This window comes from Halobaculum magnesiiphilum, assembly GCF_019823105.1.
GTDB classification, from domain to species: Archaea; Halobacteriota; Halobacteria; order Halobacteriales; family Haloferacaceae; genus Halobaculum; species Halobaculum magnesiiphilum.
The window spans coordinates 182645-201150 of record NZ_CP081959.1 but is presented as its reverse complement, the minus strand read 5'-3'; the positions used below and the strand labels follow the sequence as shown (position 1 = coordinate 201150).

Sequence of the window (18506 nt, the reverse complement as noted above, 5' to 3'; positions counted from 1 at the left end):
CGCACTCGACGAGTCGTAAGAGCTGCTGCACGCGCCGTCTCAGGTCAACGTCACTCCGCCTCGAGGACAGTCTCCAGTTCGTCGCGACGTGTGTACGTCGTCATGAGCGTCGTGCCTGCCATCGCGGCGATCTCCTCGTGCGTTGGTGATGGCGCGAGTTCGACCAAGACGTACGCGTAGATGAGACACGCGGCGGCGATTCCTGCTCGCGAGCGATAGATCGTCTTGCCCGAATTGTCGAGTGCTTCAAGACAGGCGAACGCCTCCGTCGCCACAGCGTCGGGTGGATCTGCTTCGAAGCAAAGCTGAATGAGTACGGTTTCGACATCTGTGAGCACGAGCGGCACCTCACCCGTGCCCTGCAGTTGCTTGACCGCTTCTCGAGCAGCGAATTCGTCGACATCAAGAGCAGCGGCGATCCGACACACCGGCCGCGGAACCCCGGCCGCAAGACTCTCGATACGGAGCGCGGCGGCAGCGAAGGGTCGAACGCCACGGTCACGGAGTAGATCATGCTCGTGGGCGACGACGAGCTGGTCACTCGCCGTATCGCCGACTCGGTCGGAGAGTCCGAGCTCACGAACAGCCGTCGCGATCGCGACGGTGTGTTGCCGCGATTCCATGCCGCTTTCGTGTCTGCAGCGTCGTACATTCGATAGTTAGATTCAGTTCAATACTACGCTAATATTACGGTTGCGGATTCGCCTTGTCCCAGACTCTACAACGATCCAACCCGATCTATTCTGATTATTAATTGATATTTCCGTCCTCTTTCGCCACCTCGCTATCGAAGACGATGCCAACACATTACGACAGCTCAATTTCTGAGGGAACTCGGTGACAGATGTCAAGAGGCGAAGACAGACATGTATCACGCCCACAGCGTGGACAATCAGAGTTTGTAAAAGAACAGTCAGTCGACGTACTCGACGACATCTGCGAATCCGACATTCTGCCGTACCGTATCCAACTCGATGCGGACTCTGTCGCCTTCTGCAGCCTCCGGGACAATCACAACGTAGCCGCGATCCACCTTCGCAACACCATCGCCTTCCTCTCCCGTTGACTCTATCTCGACAACACGTTCATCTCCTGGCTCAACTGGTGGTTCATCGTACTCTTGGTGCTGAGGCTGCCGGTGCGGATTCTGGTTTTGGACTGTATTACTAGGTTCAATGCCAGCAGTTGAATCGGATTCGAGCAGGACAGCAATACGGTATACTTCACCGCTCTCGAGACTACCGAGATCGAGTTCGTGTTCAGGTACTTCCAACACGTACCGCTCTGATGTTTCTTCTATTTTTCCAGTGTACAGTGAAAGAAGTTGGTCAGATATCTCCATAACGAGTGTATGTAGATGACTGGTGTCCCGCCTTTATTCTATCGGGATTTATGGAACCGAACTATCGAGTCGAAAATTGATCAATGGAAACCGAAACTGGAATGAATCTTCCGAAGCCTTCAGGATTGGCCCCGTAGCGGTTTATTAGCGGTTATCTGGATTGTCCGACCCAAGTCGATTCGAGAGTTGGTCGAATCGGTCCTGTGCTCCTTCCACCCGAGATTCCGTATCCCGCTCGTTGTACATGGCCTCCACCAACTCTTGCGACTCAACGGTCACCTCGAGGACGGCATCCTGGTGGCGGCCATCTTCGGGTAGCTCAGCCTCGTCGACGACGAGTTGACGGAGTCCATCTGGTGTCGTCACCTCCAGGACGGCGAGGTCGTCCTCGAAGCGATCAACCACTGCTGTGTGCTTCCCGTCGGGTACGTCGGCGCTATCATCAGTCATCAGTTGTACTCCTCCTGCAGCACGATCGTCTCATCCTCCGCTCGGACAGTTACTGTATCCCCACCATTGTTCCAGACTGGTGCAGATGCGCCCCAGTACAGGTCAGTTGCTGTATCCGAGCCACTCCCCGTGTGCACGGTGATCTGCGCACCGGGCTCGAGCGTCGTTCCCTCAGGAACGGTGTAGATGTGGTCAGCGGCGTCCTCAACTGTCCACCCCGAGAGATCGAGCTCGGTGTCACCGGTGTTCTCGAAGACGAGGTACTCGTCGTTCAGGTTCTCGCGATCGTTTCCTTCGGCGTCCGCGTGCACCTCGACGAGCTCGAGCGCGCCGGGATCGGATCCGCCGTCGGTTATAGCCGGTGTCGACGTTGCGGTCGGCGTCACTGTCTGGACGCTGCCGCCCACAGCTGTGATCACAGCGTGCTGCTCGAGGGGTGTGGTCGTGCCCGGTTCGACCGGGTCACTATCACGAATCGCGAGCGGATCCGTCGGTGCTTGGGCTTGCGTTTTGACCGTGACCGCTGAGCCGTTAGTCTCCATGACAACCGTGCCGTGGGTCGCCGTCCAGTAGGCCGGGATCGACCGTTCGGCTAACCGCTCCAAGACGACCTCGTGGGGGTGACCGTACTGGGAATCGTAGGCGCTGGAGATCACCGCTACTTCTGGCGAGACGAGATCGAGAAGCTCGGAGCTGGAGCTACTGTCGCTGCCGTGGTGGCCAGCCTTGAAGATGGTCGCGTTGAGTGACTCGCCGTACTCCTCAACGAGGTACTCCTCTTGGCGCTCCTCGGCGTCCCCGGTGTGGAGGAAGCTTGTCTGGCGGAACGTCAGGTGGAGCACGATCCCGTTCTCGTTGCGCCCGTCGACATCCAGATAGGGATCGGGAGGCCCGAGCACGCGAGTGTCGACGCCCTCGAACGGAAGATCGTCACCCTCCCGGACCTCGTACAGCGTGACATCGTACTCTTCAACGGCGTCGAGATACGCCTCGTACGTCTGCGTGCTCGCGGCGATCCCGGGGTCGTACACGGCGCCGACGCCCTCGCCTTCGGTTTCGAGGTATTCGATCACCGCGGCGTTGCCCCCGATATGGTCCGCGTCATTGTGGGTGACGACGAGGTGGTCGATCCGATCGATGTCGTGCTCCTTGAGATACGACAGGACGTGTTCCCCGTCAGTCCGGAAGTCGCCCGTATCGATGAGCATCGTCTCACCTGTGGGCCCGATAATGAGCGTGCTCGCAGACTGGCCCACGTTGATGAAGTGAATCTCCATCGTGCCCTCGGGCGCCGGCTGTTGCGTCGTCGACGACGTGGCTGTGCTCGACGTAGACGGGACCGGCGACTCACCGCCATCTGTAACACCCGGCGTTCCCCCAGTACAGCCCGCAAGGACGACGACCGCGACGACAAGGGCTGTGTGCCAACTCCGATGCATTCGCTAGCAGTAGAGTGAGCCCGCACTAAGTGTGTCCGGTGCTGCGGCTGACTACCTTGGAGCGATCACTGTCGCGAGCTTCGTGCTTCTCTGACACCGTTGCCGTCTCGAACAAGATCTTCGCAATTTGGACAAACACGAACTGACTCTGCACCACCGGGCGCGAAAACATCGACATATCGTTGAGTAACAAAACTCTCGCAGTTTCCACAAGTCGGCATAATCGGAGGCTTGTCGGTTGTGTTATAGCTTTTCTGTCTCATTAGATCCCGTTTCACTGGACCCGCCTGTTCCTACGTAGTGTCGACACACAAATTAGGTTTCTCGGCATTTTTGCAGTATCCAGATAGTCAAATCAGTGGAGTCGCTCGCGGAGAAGGGCCGCCAGGTGACCCGCGCCGGCTCAGGTGGAGGTGAGTACGAGGCGCTGTAGTATTGGTGTGTCTGCATGCGACACCACAACGAAGTACCCCTCCGCTGGCTGGCACTTCTTCCGTTGGTGTGTCTCTACTGGACACACCAAACTGAGCTCTCAGGCTAACCAACTATTCAGAGCGAAGTAGTTAGTCTTCAGCCGCGGAACGGCGCCGATCTACACCAGCCGCGACACTGGGACCCGCCAGCAGAGACCGGGTATGTATCCTCAGCGAGAGAACTGCATATTTGATTTGTCTGCACGGGACAAAGCAATATGTGGTTCTGAGAGGGACGTACAAGCTCTCTACCGCCGGTTTAGAAATCAAGGGTACTTAAATGCATATCGGGAGGTTACACACCCGAAAGGAAGCAACGACTGCCGGTACCCAAATCCGAAAACCAAGATATATTGATACTTAAGGACTCATTATTGAGGCAGCCTTATGAATCAAGCTGACGTACAGCGATTATGAGTCACCGTGCGGCGGCCGTCGCGAGTGAAGCGATCCGACTCGCATTAATAAACAAGCGTTTTTCGGCGGCAGATGTGCGCGCCGGCGTCGACGACGCGCCGAGCCGGCAAACAGTCTCCCGAGTGCTGGCTCAGCTCGAGGCTGACGGGTGGCTCGCGCGTCGCGACAAGGAACCACGCACGTGGCTCGCGGGAGATCTCGCTCGGGAGCACGGAGAAGGTGGGTTCAGTATCGACTCCAGCGACCTCTTCGGGTGATATTACCTTCTCTTACGGACGCACCCCACAACAATGTCACCTATATCATCAGAGCATTGTATGAATTGGACAGAGTTCAAACGGTAGCTGTAGGGTCTGGTCGTGCTGCTGAAGCTTTACTAAATCGATAACGCGCATCTGTCGGCGGCCAGCGTGACAGACCTGTTTTTTAATCATCGTATCGCTGGTTGTCAGTTACATCTTCATTTTGGTGCCGGAGGTGCGGCGGCGCTCACGGGGGAAGTGCTGACACAGGCGGAAGTTTCTGGGTCGCAGGAGACCCAAGAACGGATCGGGAGTGCAGCGACACTCTATCGCTAGGTGCAGGCCAGGAGATCGGCAAACGACATGTCGAGGCAGTTATAGAGGCTAAGCAAATGAATCGAGGATCCTCCGATAGTACCCCAACACTCCGAAGGCTCACAGCCTCTCATTCTCTATAGAAATCTCATATGAGTCAATTATTTTTGAAGCGTACTTAGATGCTGGATCGTTGGTCGTTTTGATAGATTCAAGCACAAGTTCGACTGGTTCAGTTAGTTTCCAGTAATCACTTGAACTATCGGACCCGCTTGACCTGTACTCTTTATCAACCAGTTGACTAGCTTCAAGTCTTTTCAGGTATGAGTGGATCGTTCGATGAACGACCCCTTCACGCCACAGTGTCACATCACTATCCCATTGGGATTTTATATGAGCTGTCCTGACCCATTCACATCCATCCAATGAATTCTTCACTAGGCATAACAATGTAAATTGAACGGGAGTTGGTTTCTGTATGATATTTTTAATAGTAATTTCCTTTTCTATTTGTTCAATGGCTCTATCAATATCCTCACGCCGTATAGTATCGCGTTTAAAGTGGTTATCGACATGAGCTACGGCCCGTTTAAGAATCATAATTGCACGCCGAGCGTCGCCTTTCTCACTTGATGCATGTGTCGCGCACAGATTAATAGCATCATCAGTGATATACTCTGAATGAAAACCGTCATACGTCTCAGGTTGCTCAAAACCGGTTTTTTGAAGCCCTGCGACGCAACGGCGTTTGATTATATTCTCAATATCTCGTGCCCTGTATCTATCGAAGTGTATATTAAAGGGGCCTATCCTCGACTTTGTCCCGGCAGAGATTTTTCCTCTATACCCAAAATCGGTCGATGTGACTAACACGCCAACCCTCACTCCACCTCCTCCAAATTCTGAAAGGGCGTATAGAATATAGTCATAACCCTCAAAATCTTCTACACCGTCAAGGACTACGACAATTGTTCCACCAATTTCTCTAAGTTCTCTGCTAGCTCGATTAAAAAGGGTCACTTGATGATGGCCAATAGGGTCTTCATTTCCAACTTTACCCTGTTTTTCGCGCGAACTATTAATTAAACGACCTATCGCCGCATGAGAACTCCCAGCGCCCTCACAGTCAACCCATATAGTTGTAAAATCTATTTGCTCCTCTTCGCATGCATCCTTCGTCAACTCTGTCATCAGTCTAATTGAAAGTGTTTTACCTTGACCAGAAGAGCCAAAAATAATTCCGTGGCTCGGTGTCCCACCAAGTACAGCAGGTCTCAGCTTCTTCTTGAGATCACTCAGTTCTTCTTCTCGCTCTGGCATACTCTCAGGAGCATATGAATCAATATCAGTATCAAACGCTCTACTATTATCACGCACGTTTGATGAGCGTGTTGTCGACGGATATCTTAGAACTTCTGGCAAGAAGCTAACTACCCACCAGCCCGTTATCCCGCAGAACACGCTTACGCTCTACTTCGATGGCCGCGTAGAGCACTTTCTCGTTGTGGAACGGGTGTGAGTCATCGCTCCAGCAGATGTACGGGCAGTAGTCGTAATCCGCGAGGAGATAAGGGCCTTTCACGACTGCGCCCCGCTCGTAGCCCTCGCTCATTCCTTATCTCTGTAGTAGTCGTCACTCGGCGAGACAGAGCTGGCGTTCATTTGCGCCGCGTAGGAGGCGAGGCGATCATCCTGTGCGATGGCCCAGTACCGCCCGCGGTGGCGGACGAGACCGCGGCCCTCCAAGCGCGACAGCGCAGCTCCAACGCTCCCGCGCTTGATGTCTGTCGTTTCGTGAATCTCCGTCTGGGTGAACGCTTGTTCGCTGTTCTCGGTGAGGAAATGGAGGATACGATACGGTTGCGTCCCCTCTTGGAGATCGAGGACGTCCGCGGGATCCTCGTCGAAGTGGTCGATGCTAATTGGCATGTGCTATAGAACATAATAGATTGTAATGAGTCTGCGGGAGCCACTCGTGAGAGGGATCTCACAAAGGGGAGTGCTGACCGGTGAATTGGCATACCCTGAGACGAATTCGACGAAGGAGCGAAAGTTTCAGATCAGTACTCACAGGCCTGAAATATACTAGCTGTGGATCTACACCGACCGACGAGGGTGGTTGAATCCATCGAGATCGCCCATCACATACTTGGAACTGAGCATCGTGACCCGCTCTGTGAAGTCCTCTGTCAACTCCCTCTGCAGATTCTGAACGTCATCATGTTTTACAGTCGCGAGCACCCACGGAGAGCAGTACGAGGTCCCTTCGGGTTCCTCTCTCGCCCAGTCAGTATCTCTCACTTCGAGATTGTCAGGCAGGTCGCTCAACGTCAGCCCGGCACAGATGTACTCTTCGCCGCTGTAGGGGATGTCGTCTGCCGTATGAACAAGCCACGGGCGAGGGTTGCCGCCCGAGTTGTAGGGATCGGGTGCCCAGAAGACGTCTCAATAGCCGAGTTAGCTCAGATTCCCAGGTCCATGATGAGACGTTGGGATACAATTGTTACAGAACCCCCTTATCTAGATTGTTTTGAACAAGAGTCACAACTGTTTCCCAAATAACTAGCGCACCCCCGACACTCGCTACAAGGATACCGAATACATACAACCCGATGCTAACCAGTACCAGCGGTTCCCGAGGAAACAGGCCGAGGTAAAGGCCCTCACCAAAATAACTAGGCATAAAGAGAGCGAAGCCGAGTCCAGCGAAGAGGAGACCACCCGTCAATATTGAAAACCAAGGGTGACGGTAAACGATCCTGATCAGATCGGGAGTTGGCTGTGGAACATCTTCAATTTCATCTGGCAGATACCAAACTACCCCCGCGTTCTCCTTGTTTCCAGCTTTTTTATTTTGAAGCTGGTCGGATTTCTCCATATCATTGAGTTTGCGTAGAACTGTAGATCGAGATGCCCAGTCAATTTGCTCGGCTATCTCGGACGTGGTAAGTACGGATTCACCTAAACTGGAGAACACCTCATAAACGTCCCCAGGTTGTACTTTCCCGGGTGGAGTGAACCTATTTTCAGATGACATACGTGATTCACAGTGCGTGCAGCACGTAATTCAGCTAGTTGAATCACGTGTCTCACCATAATACCGCTGATTCACATGTACCATATTCGAAGTGTTAAATCGGATATCGTTCGTATCCGAGAATATGAAGTCCCCTGTCAGAACCTGTCAAGAACGGAAAAATGACTACTGGAAAGAAGTGTTGGAGCGGGTTCACATTATCGACTTCGCGTTGATACTGGCAGTCCCGAGCATAATTACGGCGGCGTATTTACTACCAGCATCAATTCAACAATCACTGGTACTGGAATACGGAAATCCCTCTCTATTCAATATCTGGTCCGCCTCCTACGTACACAGAGGGTTCGACCACTTCAGCAACAACTTGGTAGCGTATATTCTATACATCGTTCCGACATACCTCTTGTTTATAAGCGCAGATCGGCGTAAGCTGTTCTGGTACTCTTTTGTCTCGTTCCTGATTTGTCTTCCACCAGTGATAGCCTTATTGAATATCGCAGTAATTGGCCAAGGTTCAGGAGCAGGCTTTTCAGGTATTGGGGCGGCCTTTATGGGACTTCTCCTTGTGGCCTCGATTACATTTGTACGATATCGTGTTTTGAACGATGCAGGGGGAACAACCGGGACATCGGTGTTCCTTATGGCACTTGGGTTCACTGCGTGGATTTATACTAATTTGCTTATCACAATGGGCATTCTAGTGGTATCGGCTCTCCTATTATTTTACGAAATTCACAGTATCGGGTTTGATCAGGTACGGGGATCAGTTTCCGAACTTAATTCAAACAGAGAACATGTTATGTTAGTGATAGTTGCCTTCGCGCTGTTCCTATCTTCTCCAACACTCTTGTTCCCGAAACAGATTGTACAGGACGGTAATGCAGTGAATATATTCTCGCATTATATCGGCTTAGTTTTCGGGTTCTTTGTCCCGACCGTGTTATCCATCTACTGGGAACACTCCCAGGAGATCTTCTCACCTCTTAGAGAAAAGTTCGGTTGCTGAGAGAACAACTCTCCGCCGATATTCATCCGAGGAATTGTCGTAATTATTAAGAACTTCAACAAGCCCTCCAACAGGTGCAAGGAAGAAACATCACCTCACTGTCGGCGGGGACGAGGAACTCATTACGGAGCTGGAAGCGGGTTTCAGACAGATTGAGTAGAGCGCCAGTTCAAGAGTAGTACGTGCCTGTCATTTACATAATCTAAGACCTGGTATTCCGTATGGTCCGGTTACTCGATGCGCTCGACAGGGCACGAGCGGATCCCGGGGAAGATTTCCACTTTGCTCTGCAGTTGGACCGACTTTTCCAATCAGTGGAAGGCGAGGAAGAGCTCGGCGACGAGACCCGGCTCCACCTCGACGAGATGGACGGTGAATACCTGCTACCCGAACTCGTGGACAATCTTGAGGACTGGTACACCGACGACACATTCCAATCAGCCCGTGACGCACTCGACCAGTTCAAGGACGCCATTGCCGACGCAGAGGACCGCGAATGGGTGAACATCGCTTCCCAATACCAATATCGGCGAGTCCGCCTCAAAGCAGGATTACAGGGCCATGACGTAACAAACGAACTTGAAGGAGTACTCGAGTTCCTACAAAACTGCCACCCAGACGACACCCCCAGCTTCACGACCTCAATAATCGAAGCCGCAATCGACAACATCGACGATATACCGGACCCCCACAAAGACCGATGGATAACCCTCATCAAGGCGAACGCAGACGCCTACCGTACAGATAACCGCTTCAACCTGCTCAGAGAATACCTTCGGCTGTTGCACGAGTTCAAACGAGCATGCGGCCGTGACACATCGGACGTGGAAACCGCACTCGTCGACTCTTACCGAAGAGAAGCCGGACTCGTTGAGCGAGAGAGCCTGTTGCAGAAAGCTGACATCCTCCAGAGTGGCGTTGCCGAGTGTGCCGAATATCTAAGCGACGAACAGAAGCGCGACTGGAAACAGGAAGCCCTCCAAGCCCGCCGGACCGGGACCGAAACTGAACTACACGAACTCAATCCGGACGATCTGGACTTAGACGGGATCGAGGGCGAAAGCCTCCAGCAAGCTGTCGCCGAAGAAATGGAGAACAACACCCAGGTCTACGTCGACTGGTTCAAGCATGTGAAGCAAGCCTCCGGATCCGGCTCGTACGCACTCTACTGCCTGGCACTCTCCAGTAGCCTCATCCCCGACCCGAATAAGATTCGCTTGTCAACGGAGGAGTTCGTCATCTCCCAGCTCGTCAGCCGCCGGATCATCTCCCCGGAAGCACATACACTCTCCGTTGACCCCTCGGACACTGAATCTATCCCGAACAATTACAGCCACTATGCAGCAGGGAAGATGTCATCGCTGGGAAACGCACTTTACCGTCTGATCAAGGAAGGCCACCTCACGTTATCCCACATCTTCCATATATTCACGATCGGAGACACGCTTTCCCCCGATACAGAAGCATTCCTCACCGACGCACTCCTCGAACTCCACGAAGACAACCACCGCCCAGCGCTGTTCCTCTTCGTCCCGCATCTCGAAGCAACAATCGTCGACACCCTCCAGTCTGTCGGACGACCAGCATACACAATCATCGACGAAGGAACTCAGCAACAGCTCCTTGGCGGACTGTTCATCGACGGACGCGACCTGTTTGGACGCCACTACGCCATCTACCTCCGGTACCGATATACGAGCCGGGAAGGAATGAACCTCCGAAACCGGCTTTCCCACGGCCAGCTTCGGTACCGGAATGCGAACTACCTGAACGCGGTCCTAACCCTGTTCGACACTCTGAAATGCCTCGTCACACTCAATAGCGCCGACTATCTGAACTACTTCGGTATTCCTCAGCAGACCCTCTCCCCGTCCACACAGTACGACCAGGAAACTGACCTCTCCCTGTTCACAGACCTGAACAAGCAGATCATCGGCTACGGCACCTCCACCGACGGCCACACCCTTGTCACCATCCGTGAAAACGGCCACGATGGCCATACCGAACTCTTCGTCTACCGTGGTCGCATCCACCGTTATCTCATCGACGGGACCGGACTGACCCGGGACGAAATTCAAGACGAAATCGACCAACTGCGCGACGACTACCCTAACATCCCAGACAGCATCGACTACACCTGGCTCGACCAGAACGACCTGATCCTCCACACCATCACGGACGTAATCGACGACCAGACCGCCGCTTCTGCTGATGCACCCACCCGGGACACTATCATCGAACACGCGAAAGTCCGCGGCATAGACGAAAGCACGACCCGGACCGCGCTCCGGCGGCTTGAGGAACGGGACGACATCACGACAGGAGAGATCGACGGAGAAACGATCGTCCCCGCCGACGAGTGTCTGAACATCTTTGAACAGGCCACCAGCGTCACCGGTATCGGCGAAACGCTTGCGTGGCGCGTCGCTGACCACTTCGACAGCGAACAGGCGTTCTTGGACGCAGACCAAGACGCATTCCAAGCGGTTCCCGGTATCGGCCCCGACCGGGCAGACCGACTAGCGACCGACCACACATCACCTTCCACCGTGTCCGAAGAGTGACCGCGGTCCAGCCATAGAAAGCGGAGCGGTGGACTACGAACCCGGCCGCCCCCGTCATCCGCGAACGCCGACAAGCAGGTTTGCTCCGGCTCGAAGTACCGGCCGAAGTCGACGAACTACTAGCTCAACCAAGCTAGTCGTTAATTGGACACTCCCAAGGTTCGTGTTATGAAGAGAGGGTGAAGTCATCACTGAGATTTCAGCGGAACCGGCAGAGGTCGACTTAGATGCGATCTCGACGGGCTTCCATCTCGCGGTAGATCTCCTCAGTGACTTCAATTAACCAGAGACGGACGTACTCTCGCATCGCGTCGTCCATCGTTTCGTCTACGATAGCCATATTTTCGAAGAGTTCGTTAGCCTCGGCGAACGGGAAGTTGAGTACCTCGTCGATTGACTGAATTTGCTGCGTCTGGAGCGTTTCATCGCTTACCTGTTCAAGCAGGTGTTCAAGCTCATCCTCGTCGAAGTCTACGTCCTCTGCGGGAAGGTCATCGGCGATAGCATCTTTGTCAATAGGAGAGATTACCTCGTTGACTTGTTCAACATCTGCAAGTTCTCCGTCTATATCTTCAGCACGCTTTTGAACGAACCCTTGGAGATTCGAAAGCATCTCCGTGGCGGTCATTTCCTCTCCCTTTTCGGAGATGATGATTAGACCGGTGGTTATGTCAGAGAGGTATTTGAGCCGGTCACGTGCTTCTTGCGGAATGCTGGAAGGTGCATCAGCGGCGTGTTCTCTAAGGTCTTCAGAGAGGGGGTCAAGTTCCGATCGGAGAGTTTCGGTGTTGGTTTGTTCTTGATACTCTGTGGTCAGGCGACCAATCCGTTCAGTGCGGGATATGAGTCCGAGAGCACCTCTGTACCATTCCTCGGCGTCTTGTTGACGATTGAATCGTCGCCTGACGAGTTCCACGATTGCACCGCCAGCAGCGGTGATCAGGATGCCTGTGGCGACGCCGAGTGGAGTGACCGGCATTAGATCAAGTTCACGACAAGAATTTGTAATAAATATACCGTTAGTCAAGGAATTCACGAGTTAGGGGTCGATCGACGTGAGATACGCATAATCGTCCGAACGGCTGTTTCAGCAGGAAAGTATCGAACTAATGGGATTTCAACAGAGCCGGATATTTCTATTTTGAACACCGGCGAGATGGAGAACGTGCGAGAGGAACATTCAGTTCTCTTCTCGCCGTGCGATCGCCGTTTCGACGAACCCGTCGTGGGGCGCTACTGACGGCGAGGTACACAAAGCGGATCACGTAGGGATCCGCCGAGCGGCCGGGGGTGTCTCTCCTTGGCTACTCTGGATGGCCGATTCAATCACTCATCGCGACCGGCGTTCAGCGACTGGATCATCCGCTTGAACACCCACGCAGCACCGTGGTCTGCGTTCGCCTCGCGCTCGATCTCCTCGCGGTGCTCCTGGAGCCAATCGTCGTCCGTCTGAGCGACTTCGGCGCTCGTGAACTGGCGACTAATCCCCATTGTCGGCCTCCTCGGGGTCATCGCTGTGTACTGCCGCAGCGATCTCGGCTGCGCGAACGCCCAACTCTGCTGCAGCCAGTTCGAGTAGATCGTCATCTGTCTGTACCCCCGAGAATTCGTCGATGTACGGGGTGGATCTCCTCATATCGTTAGTGGCCTCCGTTCCCGTTGTGTGCATCCAACTTCCGTAGCGGGGCCGTGCCGAACCGCTCCGCGATGGTCAGGTCGTTACACTCGGCGATCCGCTCGAAGAGGTCGCGGTGTTTCTCAGCCAGTTCGTATGCAGAACGCGCTTCGACGTTTCGTCGGGCTGTGTTTTCGGGCATCGGTGTGTGTCGTGAGGGTGGTTCAGAGGGCCCTCACAAGCCCGCGTCGCGGTCAGTCATTGTAGGTGTTCGCTGCGTAATCGTCGCCGTCGCCAATTCGCCGCGACCGACGTCATCGACGGGACAGCTGTCGGTCTCAAAGACCAGTGTCGAGTCGCTCCGTTCGCCCGTCTCGCTGAAGGCGTGGCAGACGGGAGTATATGTTTCCGCGCTCATAGGCCTCGAGCGCTCGTCGCAGGTTATCAAGAAGCGAACGCGCTCAGTCCGAGGACGGCGAGGATCAGTACCTGCTGGAGAAGGATTCATCTGGCTCAGATCTGCGTTCCACGACGTGGTCTAAGACTGATTTTCGCGACTGCTATTCACTGAGCACTGCATCAATGTTGTCTCTACCCAGGGCGTACAGCGAATCCTACCAGAGGCGTTGGAGAATGATTCCGCTCATCTGGCCTCGTGATTCATTCATTATATGGCACCCTCAAAAGATCGAACTGTCACCGAGCGAGAATTCGAGTATCTCCTCTGTGGAGCTAATGCAATCGAAAATGAGCGGCGTCGGATTGAGAGCCGTGCAGTGCTACTATTGGGTGGACGTCTTGGCCTCCGGCCAGGTGAGATAACCCACCTACGTGGATCTTGGGTTGACTGGGATAGACAAATTATTTCGATCCCAGAGCACCAGCCATGTGACAAGGGTCAGAATGGCGGACTCTGCGGGTACTGCCGACAAGCCGTAGAACAACGGCTCAAGCACGGTGCAGAGGAGTCGTTTGCTGCACTCGGCAAGCGATATTGGGTGCCGAAAACGAAGGCTGCAGCACGGGCTGTCCCATTTCACTTCTCGTGGCGTGTCCATACAACGTTGAAACAACTCATCGAGCACCATGGTGGGTGGGCGTACTCGTTCTCTACATTACAGCGGAGGCTGCAGACCGCACTCGAAAAGGCACCAAGACTGTCTCCAAATCAGACGACCCCTCACGGACTCCGAGCAACCGCCGCTTCGTATCACGCTGGACGTGGACTTGATCTACCAGCGCTACGAGCGATGTTTGGGTGGGAAGATATCGACACTGCACGGCAGTATCTCAACATCGATGGCTCGATGACTCGGCGAGCGTTAAGCGAAATCCATTAGCGGATACAAATTGTCGATGAGATTGTGTGCGATTCTCTTGTCCTCCAGAGATTGAGTTTCCTAAGCGAGATCCTCGTACTTCTCTAGCACCATTTCGAAGTAGTCCTCGTCCATGATTCGGGGGTTCTGTACTCGATGGAAGTCGTCTAGCACAAAGGCCGTCTGATCGTGGTCAAGGCCGTACGCGTGGAAGGCTGCCGCGTCGATTTCTGCCTGGACCTCGCGCCGTTCGTCCATGCCGGTCGCGGGTTCGATTCCGCCGAGTCGGTTGCGCATTTCCTCAAAGTCTTCTCCGTAGCAGTTTAGCCGGGCAGCTCGGGTTGAGATGTAATCGAACCACTCGTCCCCTTGGCTTAAGTCTGGAACTTGGGTTTCTTTGAAACTATAAATTGGGATACTGTTGTCGACCTTTCGTCGAATCAGAAAGTCGAACGGAATACTATTGAACAGGCCCAATGCTACGAATAGTTCTCCGTCTGTGAATATCTGCTCGTACATCCCATGGAGGGGAGCTTCTGACAAGTTACCTCGCTCGGGTTTGATTGAAAATGGATCAATCACATAAAAACTGTAGTCACAAACAGGACCTGGAGGAACTGCCGCAGAGATCATTGTCCGTTCGTCCGTCCCCCGTGCTACCCGCCGGAATCCCAAGCGGTAGACCGTTGATGGTAATAGCACATCCTTCGGAGATAGCGGACTATCTCGCTCATTTTTAAGTAATTGATTAACAAATCCTTTCATTGAACCTGTTCCGCCAAATGATTGGTATATTGACTTCTTCAACGAACCCATCTTTTTCTCCCGGATTCTTTGCTTCGCGCTGTGCTCTGGGTCCCTATTCTCGTCCACACTCCATTGGAAGGGTGGTTTCAATTCCTCGTAGAACGTTGGATCATGATTGAAATTAAAGAAGTTCCGTCCGGTCAAGATCGGGTAATCGCAACCCTCTGCTGTGTCAAAGAACCTCTCACTGTCTGAAGTTTTTCCGAGGGGCCGTGTCGGTTTGGCGTGCCAATTTCTTTGCTCGTCCGCAACAGCAGGGAATGATACAGCGTTCTGAAGCACACCCAAATCCTCCGGCCCTTGAATTCGAGGGAATAAGAGTGATGACGGCGCAAAGCCTGTCAGTATCTCTATTGGAATGTCAACGAGAGATTCTTTCGAGCTTTGTAGGATATCCAAGTCTTTTTGTTCAAAGATTCCTCGTAGCGTGTCCGTCTCTCCCTGATTCTCGAACGTTAATACACCGAAATTGTACCTATTATCTATATTGTCGAATATACCGTGATTTTCGAAGCTAATCAGCGAGCTAACTCTTGTCTTGGTCAAAAGGTGCTGTCTCAGGGTTTTGGTCGGGGCTCCATGGAATATTCTACCTGGTAGAACCTGTGAAACATATCCGTCGTCTCGAGCAATTTCAAATACTCGTTCAAAGAATAGCGAGGACAGATCATTCTCTGAGGCTTGAGTCCGACCGCCGACTGTAGAACGTTGTTTGGTAAATGCCTCCCCTTCGTTGAAATATTGAGCCTGTATTTCGATGGTCCGCTTGTACTCCTCCCACTTTTCTCGGATCGACTCCTCCTCCAACAAGTCAGCCACTACGATATCTTTCTGGTTTGTTGATAGTGTCCGGAAATCAGAGTCATACCGCGAGAAGAAGTCATCGCGGTTTGCTTTGATACGGTCCCAAGGAGGATTACCTACAACCACGTCAAAACCTCCATCAGCATAGACCTCAGCAAACTCAAGTACCCAATTGAATGGTTTCATCTGCTCTACCTGATCTGAAGAAATTCTATCAATTCCGGCCTCAATAAATTCGCCATGAATGTCTTCAATCAGTTCTTCTCGGGCATCCCTTAATAGCGAGAAGGCACGCCGGCGGTGTTTCTCGGCGGTCTCGCTGTCGAATGCATTCTCGTGTTTTTCGATCTCGTCAATGATGTTCTGATAGCGATCCCGAACGGTGTCCTCGCTAAAGCTCCCGAGCGTATACTCGCCGTTGTCCGTCGTCTCGGGGAATCCGGTGTACCCGATCAGACTGTTCCCTTCGCGGAGATTGAATGCGATGTTCGGGAGCGCGAGCGCGTTGTCTTCAGCAAGTTCGTCCACATTCTCCGTCTCAAGCTCGGAGATAACCGACAGCCAACACCTGAGTTTGGCGATCTCGACAGCCGGTCCCATGAGGTCCACACCATAGATGTTGTTCAGAACCGTCGTCTTCTTCAGCCGGTACTCGTCGGGATACGATTCGTTTCGCGCATACAGCGCCTTTCTGATGGTGACGACTTCTTCCAAAACAGACGTGAGGAAGTGGCCACTTCCACACGCGGGATCAACCACCCGGAATTCGTCCACTTCCGAAAGCAGGGCGCTGATCGTGCTGAATTTCCCCGGCAGATCCTCAATGAGTTTGTACACCGATTCATAATCAGTCGCGGCATGCTCGGGCCAGTCGCACTCCTCGATCAGCACCTGCTCGAACCGATCCAAAAGAGCTGGTCGTACCGTTTCTTCCGCGCAAAACCGCGTTATCTCGCTTGGTGTGTAGTACGCCCCCAACTCTTTGTTCGTGTCCGCGTTATCGCTTGTGACGTAGTTGATCGTCTTCTCGAATACATTTCCGAGAACGCTCGGATCCAAATCGGTTGGTGTTCCCTCCGCTGAAAAGCTATACCGCTCCAGCAGGTCAATAATGGAGAACAGTACCGAGTTCCGAACGTCGAAGGCTGCTTCATCGAAGTCGTCGCCTCCGATGGACGGTCGGAACAAGCCACCGTTGAGGTATGGGATATTTTGAAACAGATCTATCTGTTGGACCTGTGCCGGCCGGCTGTCCGGCTTCTCGTTCATCACATCATAAAAGAGCGGCTGACAGAATTCTTCGTAGAACGAGCCGGTATAGAAGCCGTCCTTGTAGGTGTCCTTGAGCGTCTGAAGTAGGTCAGGCTGAACGAGCGCCTTGTCTTCAAGAAATTTGATGAACACCAACCGATTCATCAGTTCGACTGCGAAGAGACGGGCTTTGTCCTCGGTCGCGGCGTCTGGAACGACTACGCCATCCCCGACAAGTGACCGGGGAGTCTCCTCATCCTCGTCAACGATCCCGAAGACATAGCGAATGTAGTCGTCGTAGAATTCAGCGGTGATCTCCTCGCGCTTCTGCTTGATGACTTGCCGGGCTTCGCTTGCAATAGAGACGAAATTCTCATACTCGAACGTCCGGACAAATCGGGTGACACGCTCACCATCTGCATCGAAGAGTGCCTCATCAAGGTCGTTCCGTTTTCCGACTTGGTTCTGGAAGAGTGCAAGGAAGACTGGCTGAAGGTCGATTTCTTCGATAGTGTTGAGGGTGTACGAGTCGGGATCGTAGCGAACGAAAATCCACCGAAGCCCATCAGTTGCGAACCCAAAGTCCGATTCAAATTCGCGCTGGCTAAGCCAATCTCGAACCTGCCCAATCCCATGCTTCCGGCTATTCAGATCCTTATTGATGGGTTCTGCCTCAATGAGAAGACGGGTCGAATCGATTGCCGGATAGTCGCGGAGCGAAATCGTGTAGTCTGCGACTTGTGTTTGCCCGCCAGATAACCCACCAGCCTCCGTTGAGTACTCGTATCCGAGAGCATTCAAGAGGGGGTTGATCACAGCTTCTTGTGTGAAGGACTCGGGCTGAAGCCCGTCACGAGTCATGCTCGCTTTCAATTGGTACGAGCCAGCATCGGCACGGAGAATCTTTTCTAGCCTGTCGTCGTCGATCTGTTCTCGTAACCTCGAAACAGTGTCATCGATCCTGCTGATGAGGCGGTCTGTCGTTTCGTCGAGAACTTCCGTCTCGAACGCCTCAGCGACAAACTCCGTCGCTACTGACGATTGATTAGTAGACATCGTCAGTTCCTCCTGAGAAACCCATTTCGAGACGCGCCAATCAGAAAGCCGACGCCGAGAATGGGGAAACCCTCCTTAGAGTACGCATTGACCAGACTGGAGTCTGTCCAGAAGGTCGGTGGGAGGGCCGTTCAATCCAGTCAACCTTTTGTATCTGCTATCTGGTTTCGATGTATGCAACTGGATATGATTATGAACATCGCAGACGAGCGGACGATAGTGTCCGACTCAATATCGATCTCTACCCCTACAGGTGGGTCCTGATGAAGAAAATTGGATCCAAAGATCTGAACAATGCGTACTCTGCATCGGCACCGGATGCACCCGAGTGTAGACAACTGCTTGCAGGGTTTCTCACCGGATCGGTCA

The 18506-nt window shown here is 53.3% G+C and carries 19 protein-coding genes; 4 read left to right on the top strand and 15 right to left on the bottom strand.

Annotated features, from left to right (window positions below):
* Positions 1 to 50 precede the first annotated feature (50 nt).
* The 5 genes from K6T50_RS16245 to K6T50_RS19325 all read right to left on the bottom strand — a co-directional run bounded on the left by K6T50_RS16245 (position 51) and on the right by K6T50_RS19325 (position 3452).
* Positions 51 to 623 carry a transcription initiation factor IIB family protein gene (locus tag K6T50_RS16245; protein ID WP_222609008.1) on the bottom strand — a complete coding sequence of 191 codons (573 nt, stop codon included), beginning with the start codon at positions 621 to 623 and terminating at the stop codon, positions 51 to 53.
* 290 nt (positions 624 to 913) lie between these two features.
* On the bottom strand, positions 914 to 1342 hold the full coding sequence (locus tag K6T50_RS16240) for a TRAM domain-containing protein (RefSeq protein ID WP_222609007.1): 429 nt from the start codon (positions 1340 to 1342) through the stop codon (positions 914 to 916).
* A gap of 144 nt (positions 1343 to 1486) precedes the next feature.
* Complete coding sequence (locus K6T50_RS16235; protein WP_222609006.1) at positions 1487 to 1792, bottom strand: DUF3006 domain-containing protein; 306 nt, start codon at positions 1790 to 1792, stop codon at positions 1487 to 1489.
* Positions 1792 to 3231, bottom strand: a complete 1440-nt coding sequence (locus K6T50_RS16230; protein WP_222609005.1) for a lamin tail domain-containing protein — start codon at positions 3229 to 3231, stop codon at positions 1792 to 1794. Before K6T50_RS16230 ends, K6T50_RS16235 begins: the two co-directional genes overlap by 1 nt.
* Positions 3232 to 3296: 65 nt before the next feature.
* Complete coding sequence (locus K6T50_RS19325) at positions 3297 to 3452, bottom strand: DUF7563 family protein (RefSeq protein WP_425601414.1); 156 nt, start codon at positions 3450 to 3452, stop codon at positions 3297 to 3299.
* Positions 3453 to 4117: 665 nt separating this feature from the next.
* On the opposite strand from K6T50_RS19325, the gene K6T50_RS16225 reads away from it, so the two are divergent.
* Complete coding sequence (locus K6T50_RS16225; protein WP_222609004.1) at positions 4118 to 4378, top strand: helix-turn-helix domain-containing protein; 261 nt, start codon at positions 4118 to 4120, stop codon at positions 4376 to 4378.
* A 420-nt stretch (positions 4379 to 4798) separates the two neighbouring features.
* Here K6T50_RS16225 and K6T50_RS16220 read toward each other — a convergent pair whose 3' ends face one another.
* From K6T50_RS16220 to K6T50_RS16200, 5 genes are all read right to left on the bottom strand, one after another.
* Positions 4799 to 6055 (bottom strand): Cdc6/Cdc18 family protein, encoded by a 1257-nt coding sequence (locus K6T50_RS16220; RefSeq protein ID WP_225935432.1) that lies wholly within the window; start codon positions 6053 to 6055, stop codon positions 4799 to 4801.
* A 49-nt stretch (positions 6056 to 6104) separates the two neighbouring features.
* On the bottom strand, positions 6105 to 6290 hold the full coding sequence (locus K6T50_RS16215; protein ID WP_222609002.1) for a hypothetical protein: 186 nt from the start codon (positions 6288 to 6290) through the stop codon (positions 6105 to 6107).
* Entirely contained in the window at positions 6287 to 6607 is a 321-nt protein-coding gene (locus K6T50_RS16210) for a MarR family transcriptional regulator (RefSeq protein WP_222609001.1), read from the bottom strand. The genes K6T50_RS16215 and K6T50_RS16210 overlap by 4 nt, the downstream gene beginning before the upstream one ends.
* A gap of 168 nt (positions 6608 to 6775) precedes the next feature.
* On the bottom strand, positions 6776 to 7006 hold the full coding sequence (locus K6T50_RS16205) for a hypothetical protein (RefSeq protein WP_225935431.1): 231 nt from the start codon (positions 7004 to 7006) through the stop codon (positions 6776 to 6778).
* 175 nt (positions 7007 to 7181) lie between these two features.
* Positions 7182 to 7715: a hypothetical protein gene (locus K6T50_RS16200; RefSeq protein WP_222609000.1), complete on the bottom strand. Its 534-nt coding sequence runs from the start codon at positions 7713 to 7715 to the stop codon at positions 7182 to 7184.
* Positions 7716 to 7839: 124 nt separating this feature from the next.
* Between K6T50_RS16200 and K6T50_RS16195 the strand changes: the two genes are divergently transcribed.
* Together K6T50_RS16195 and K6T50_RS16190 are read left to right on the top strand one after the other, a co-directional pair.
* Entirely contained in the window at positions 7840 to 8721 is an 882-nt protein-coding gene (locus K6T50_RS16195) for a hypothetical protein (protein WP_222608999.1), read from the top strand.
* A gap of 314 nt (positions 8722 to 9035) precedes the next feature.
* Entirely contained in the window at positions 9036 to 11285 is a 2250-nt protein-coding gene (locus tag K6T50_RS16190; protein ID WP_222608998.1) for a DUF4209 domain-containing protein, read from the top strand.
* Positions 11286 to 11508: 223 nt separating this feature from the next.
* Here K6T50_RS16190 and K6T50_RS16185 read toward each other — a convergent pair whose 3' ends face one another.
* The 4 genes from K6T50_RS16185 to K6T50_RS16170 form a co-directional block, all read right to left on the bottom strand.
* On the bottom strand, positions 11509 to 12264 hold the full coding sequence (locus K6T50_RS16185; RefSeq protein WP_222608997.1) for a hypothetical protein: 756 nt from the start codon (positions 12262 to 12264) through the stop codon (positions 11509 to 11511).
* 347 nt (positions 12265 to 12611) lie between these two features.
* Entirely contained in the window at positions 12612 to 12776 is a 165-nt protein-coding gene (locus K6T50_RS16180) for a hypothetical protein (protein WP_222608996.1), read from the bottom strand.
* Positions 12766 to 12921 carry a hypothetical protein gene (locus tag K6T50_RS16175; protein ID WP_222608995.1) on the bottom strand — a complete coding sequence of 52 codons (156 nt, stop codon included), beginning with the start codon at positions 12919 to 12921 and terminating at the stop codon, positions 12766 to 12768. Before K6T50_RS16175 ends, K6T50_RS16180 begins: the two co-directional genes overlap by 11 nt.
* Positions 12922 to 12925: 4 nt before the next feature.
* The gene (locus K6T50_RS16170; RefSeq protein ID WP_222608994.1) at positions 12926 to 13102 is read right to left on the bottom strand and encodes a hypothetical protein; all 177 of its coding nucleotides are present in this window, start codon (positions 13100 to 13102) and stop codon (positions 12926 to 12928) included.
* Positions 13103 to 13571: 469 nt separating this feature from the next.
* On the opposite strand from K6T50_RS16170, the gene K6T50_RS16165 reads away from it, so the two are divergent.
* Positions 13572 to 14240: a tyrosine-type recombinase/integrase gene (locus tag K6T50_RS16165; protein WP_222608993.1), complete on the top strand. Its 669-nt coding sequence runs from the start codon at positions 13572 to 13574 to the stop codon at positions 14238 to 14240.
* Between the two features lie 60 nt (positions 14241 to 14300).
* Here K6T50_RS16165 and K6T50_RS16160 read toward each other — a convergent pair whose 3' ends face one another.
* Positions 14301 to 18137 (bottom strand): Eco57I restriction-modification methylase domain-containing protein, encoded by a 3837-nt coding sequence (locus K6T50_RS16160; RefSeq protein ID WP_222608992.1) that lies wholly within the window; start codon positions 18135 to 18137, stop codon positions 14301 to 14303.
* Between the last annotated feature and the right edge of the window lie 369 nt (positions 18138 to 18506).

What these genes read in the sequence shown, in the direction of transcription:
- K6T50_RS16245 (WP_222609008.1), bottom strand. Translation starts at nt 623, where the DNA reads ATGGAATCGCGGCAACACACCGTCGCGATCGCGACGGCTGTTCGTGAG.
- K6T50_RS16240 (WP_222609007.1), bottom strand. Translation starts at nt 1,342, where the DNA reads ATGGAGATATCTGACCAACTTCTTTCACTGTACACTGGAAAAATAGAA.
- K6T50_RS16235 (WP_222609006.1), bottom strand. Translation starts at nt 1,792, where the DNA reads ATGACTGATGATAGCGCCGACGTACCCGACGGGAAGCACACAGCAGTG.
- K6T50_RS16230 (WP_222609005.1), bottom strand. Translation starts at nt 3,231, where the DNA reads ATGCATCGGAGTTGGCACACAGCCCTTGTCGTCGCGGTCGTCGTCCTT.
- K6T50_RS19325 (WP_425601414.1), bottom strand. Translation starts at nt 3,452, where the DNA reads ATGCCGACTTGTGGAAACTGCGAGAGTTTTGTTACTCAACGATATGTC.
- K6T50_RS16225 (WP_222609004.1), top strand. Translation starts at nt 4,118, where the DNA reads ATGAGTCACCGTGCGGCGGCCGTCGCGAGTGAAGCGATCCGACTCGCA.
- K6T50_RS16215 (WP_222609002.1), bottom strand. Translation starts at nt 6,290, where the DNA reads ATGAGCGAGGGCTACGAGCGGGGCGCAGTCGTGAAAGGCCCTTATCTC.
- K6T50_RS16210 (WP_222609001.1), bottom strand. Translation starts at nt 6,607, where the DNA reads ATGCCAATTAGCATCGACCACTTCGACGAGGATCCCGCGGACGTCCTC.
- K6T50_RS16200 (WP_222609000.1), bottom strand. Translation starts at nt 7,715, where the DNA reads ATGTCATCTGAAAATAGGTTCACTCCACCCGGGAAAGTACAACCTGGG.
- K6T50_RS16195 (WP_222608999.1), top strand. Translation starts at nt 7,840, where the DNA reads ATGAAGTCCCCTGTCAGAACCTGTCAAGAACGGAAAAATGACTACTGG.
- K6T50_RS16185 (WP_222608997.1), bottom strand. Translation starts at nt 12,264, where the DNA reads ATGCCGGTCACTCCACTCGGCGTCGCCACAGGCATCCTGATCACCGCT.
- K6T50_RS16180 (WP_222608996.1), bottom strand. Translation starts at nt 12,776, where the DNA reads ATGGGGATTAGTCGCCAGTTCACGAGCGCCGAAGTCGCTCAGACGGAC.
- K6T50_RS16175 (WP_222608995.1), bottom strand. Translation starts at nt 12,921, where the DNA reads ATGAGGAGATCCACCCCGTACATCGACGAATTCTCGGGGGTACAGACA.
- K6T50_RS16170 (WP_222608994.1), bottom strand. Translation starts at nt 13,102, where the DNA reads ATGCCCGAAAACACAGCCCGACGAAACGTCGAAGCGCGTTCTGCATAC.
- K6T50_RS16165 (WP_222608993.1), top strand. Translation starts at nt 13,572, where the DNA reads ATGGCACCCTCAAAAGATCGAACTGTCACCGAGCGAGAATTCGAGTAT.
- K6T50_RS16160 (WP_222608992.1), bottom strand. Translation starts at nt 18,137, where the DNA reads ATGTCTACTAATCAATCGTCAGTAGCGACGGAGTTTGTCGCTGAGGCG.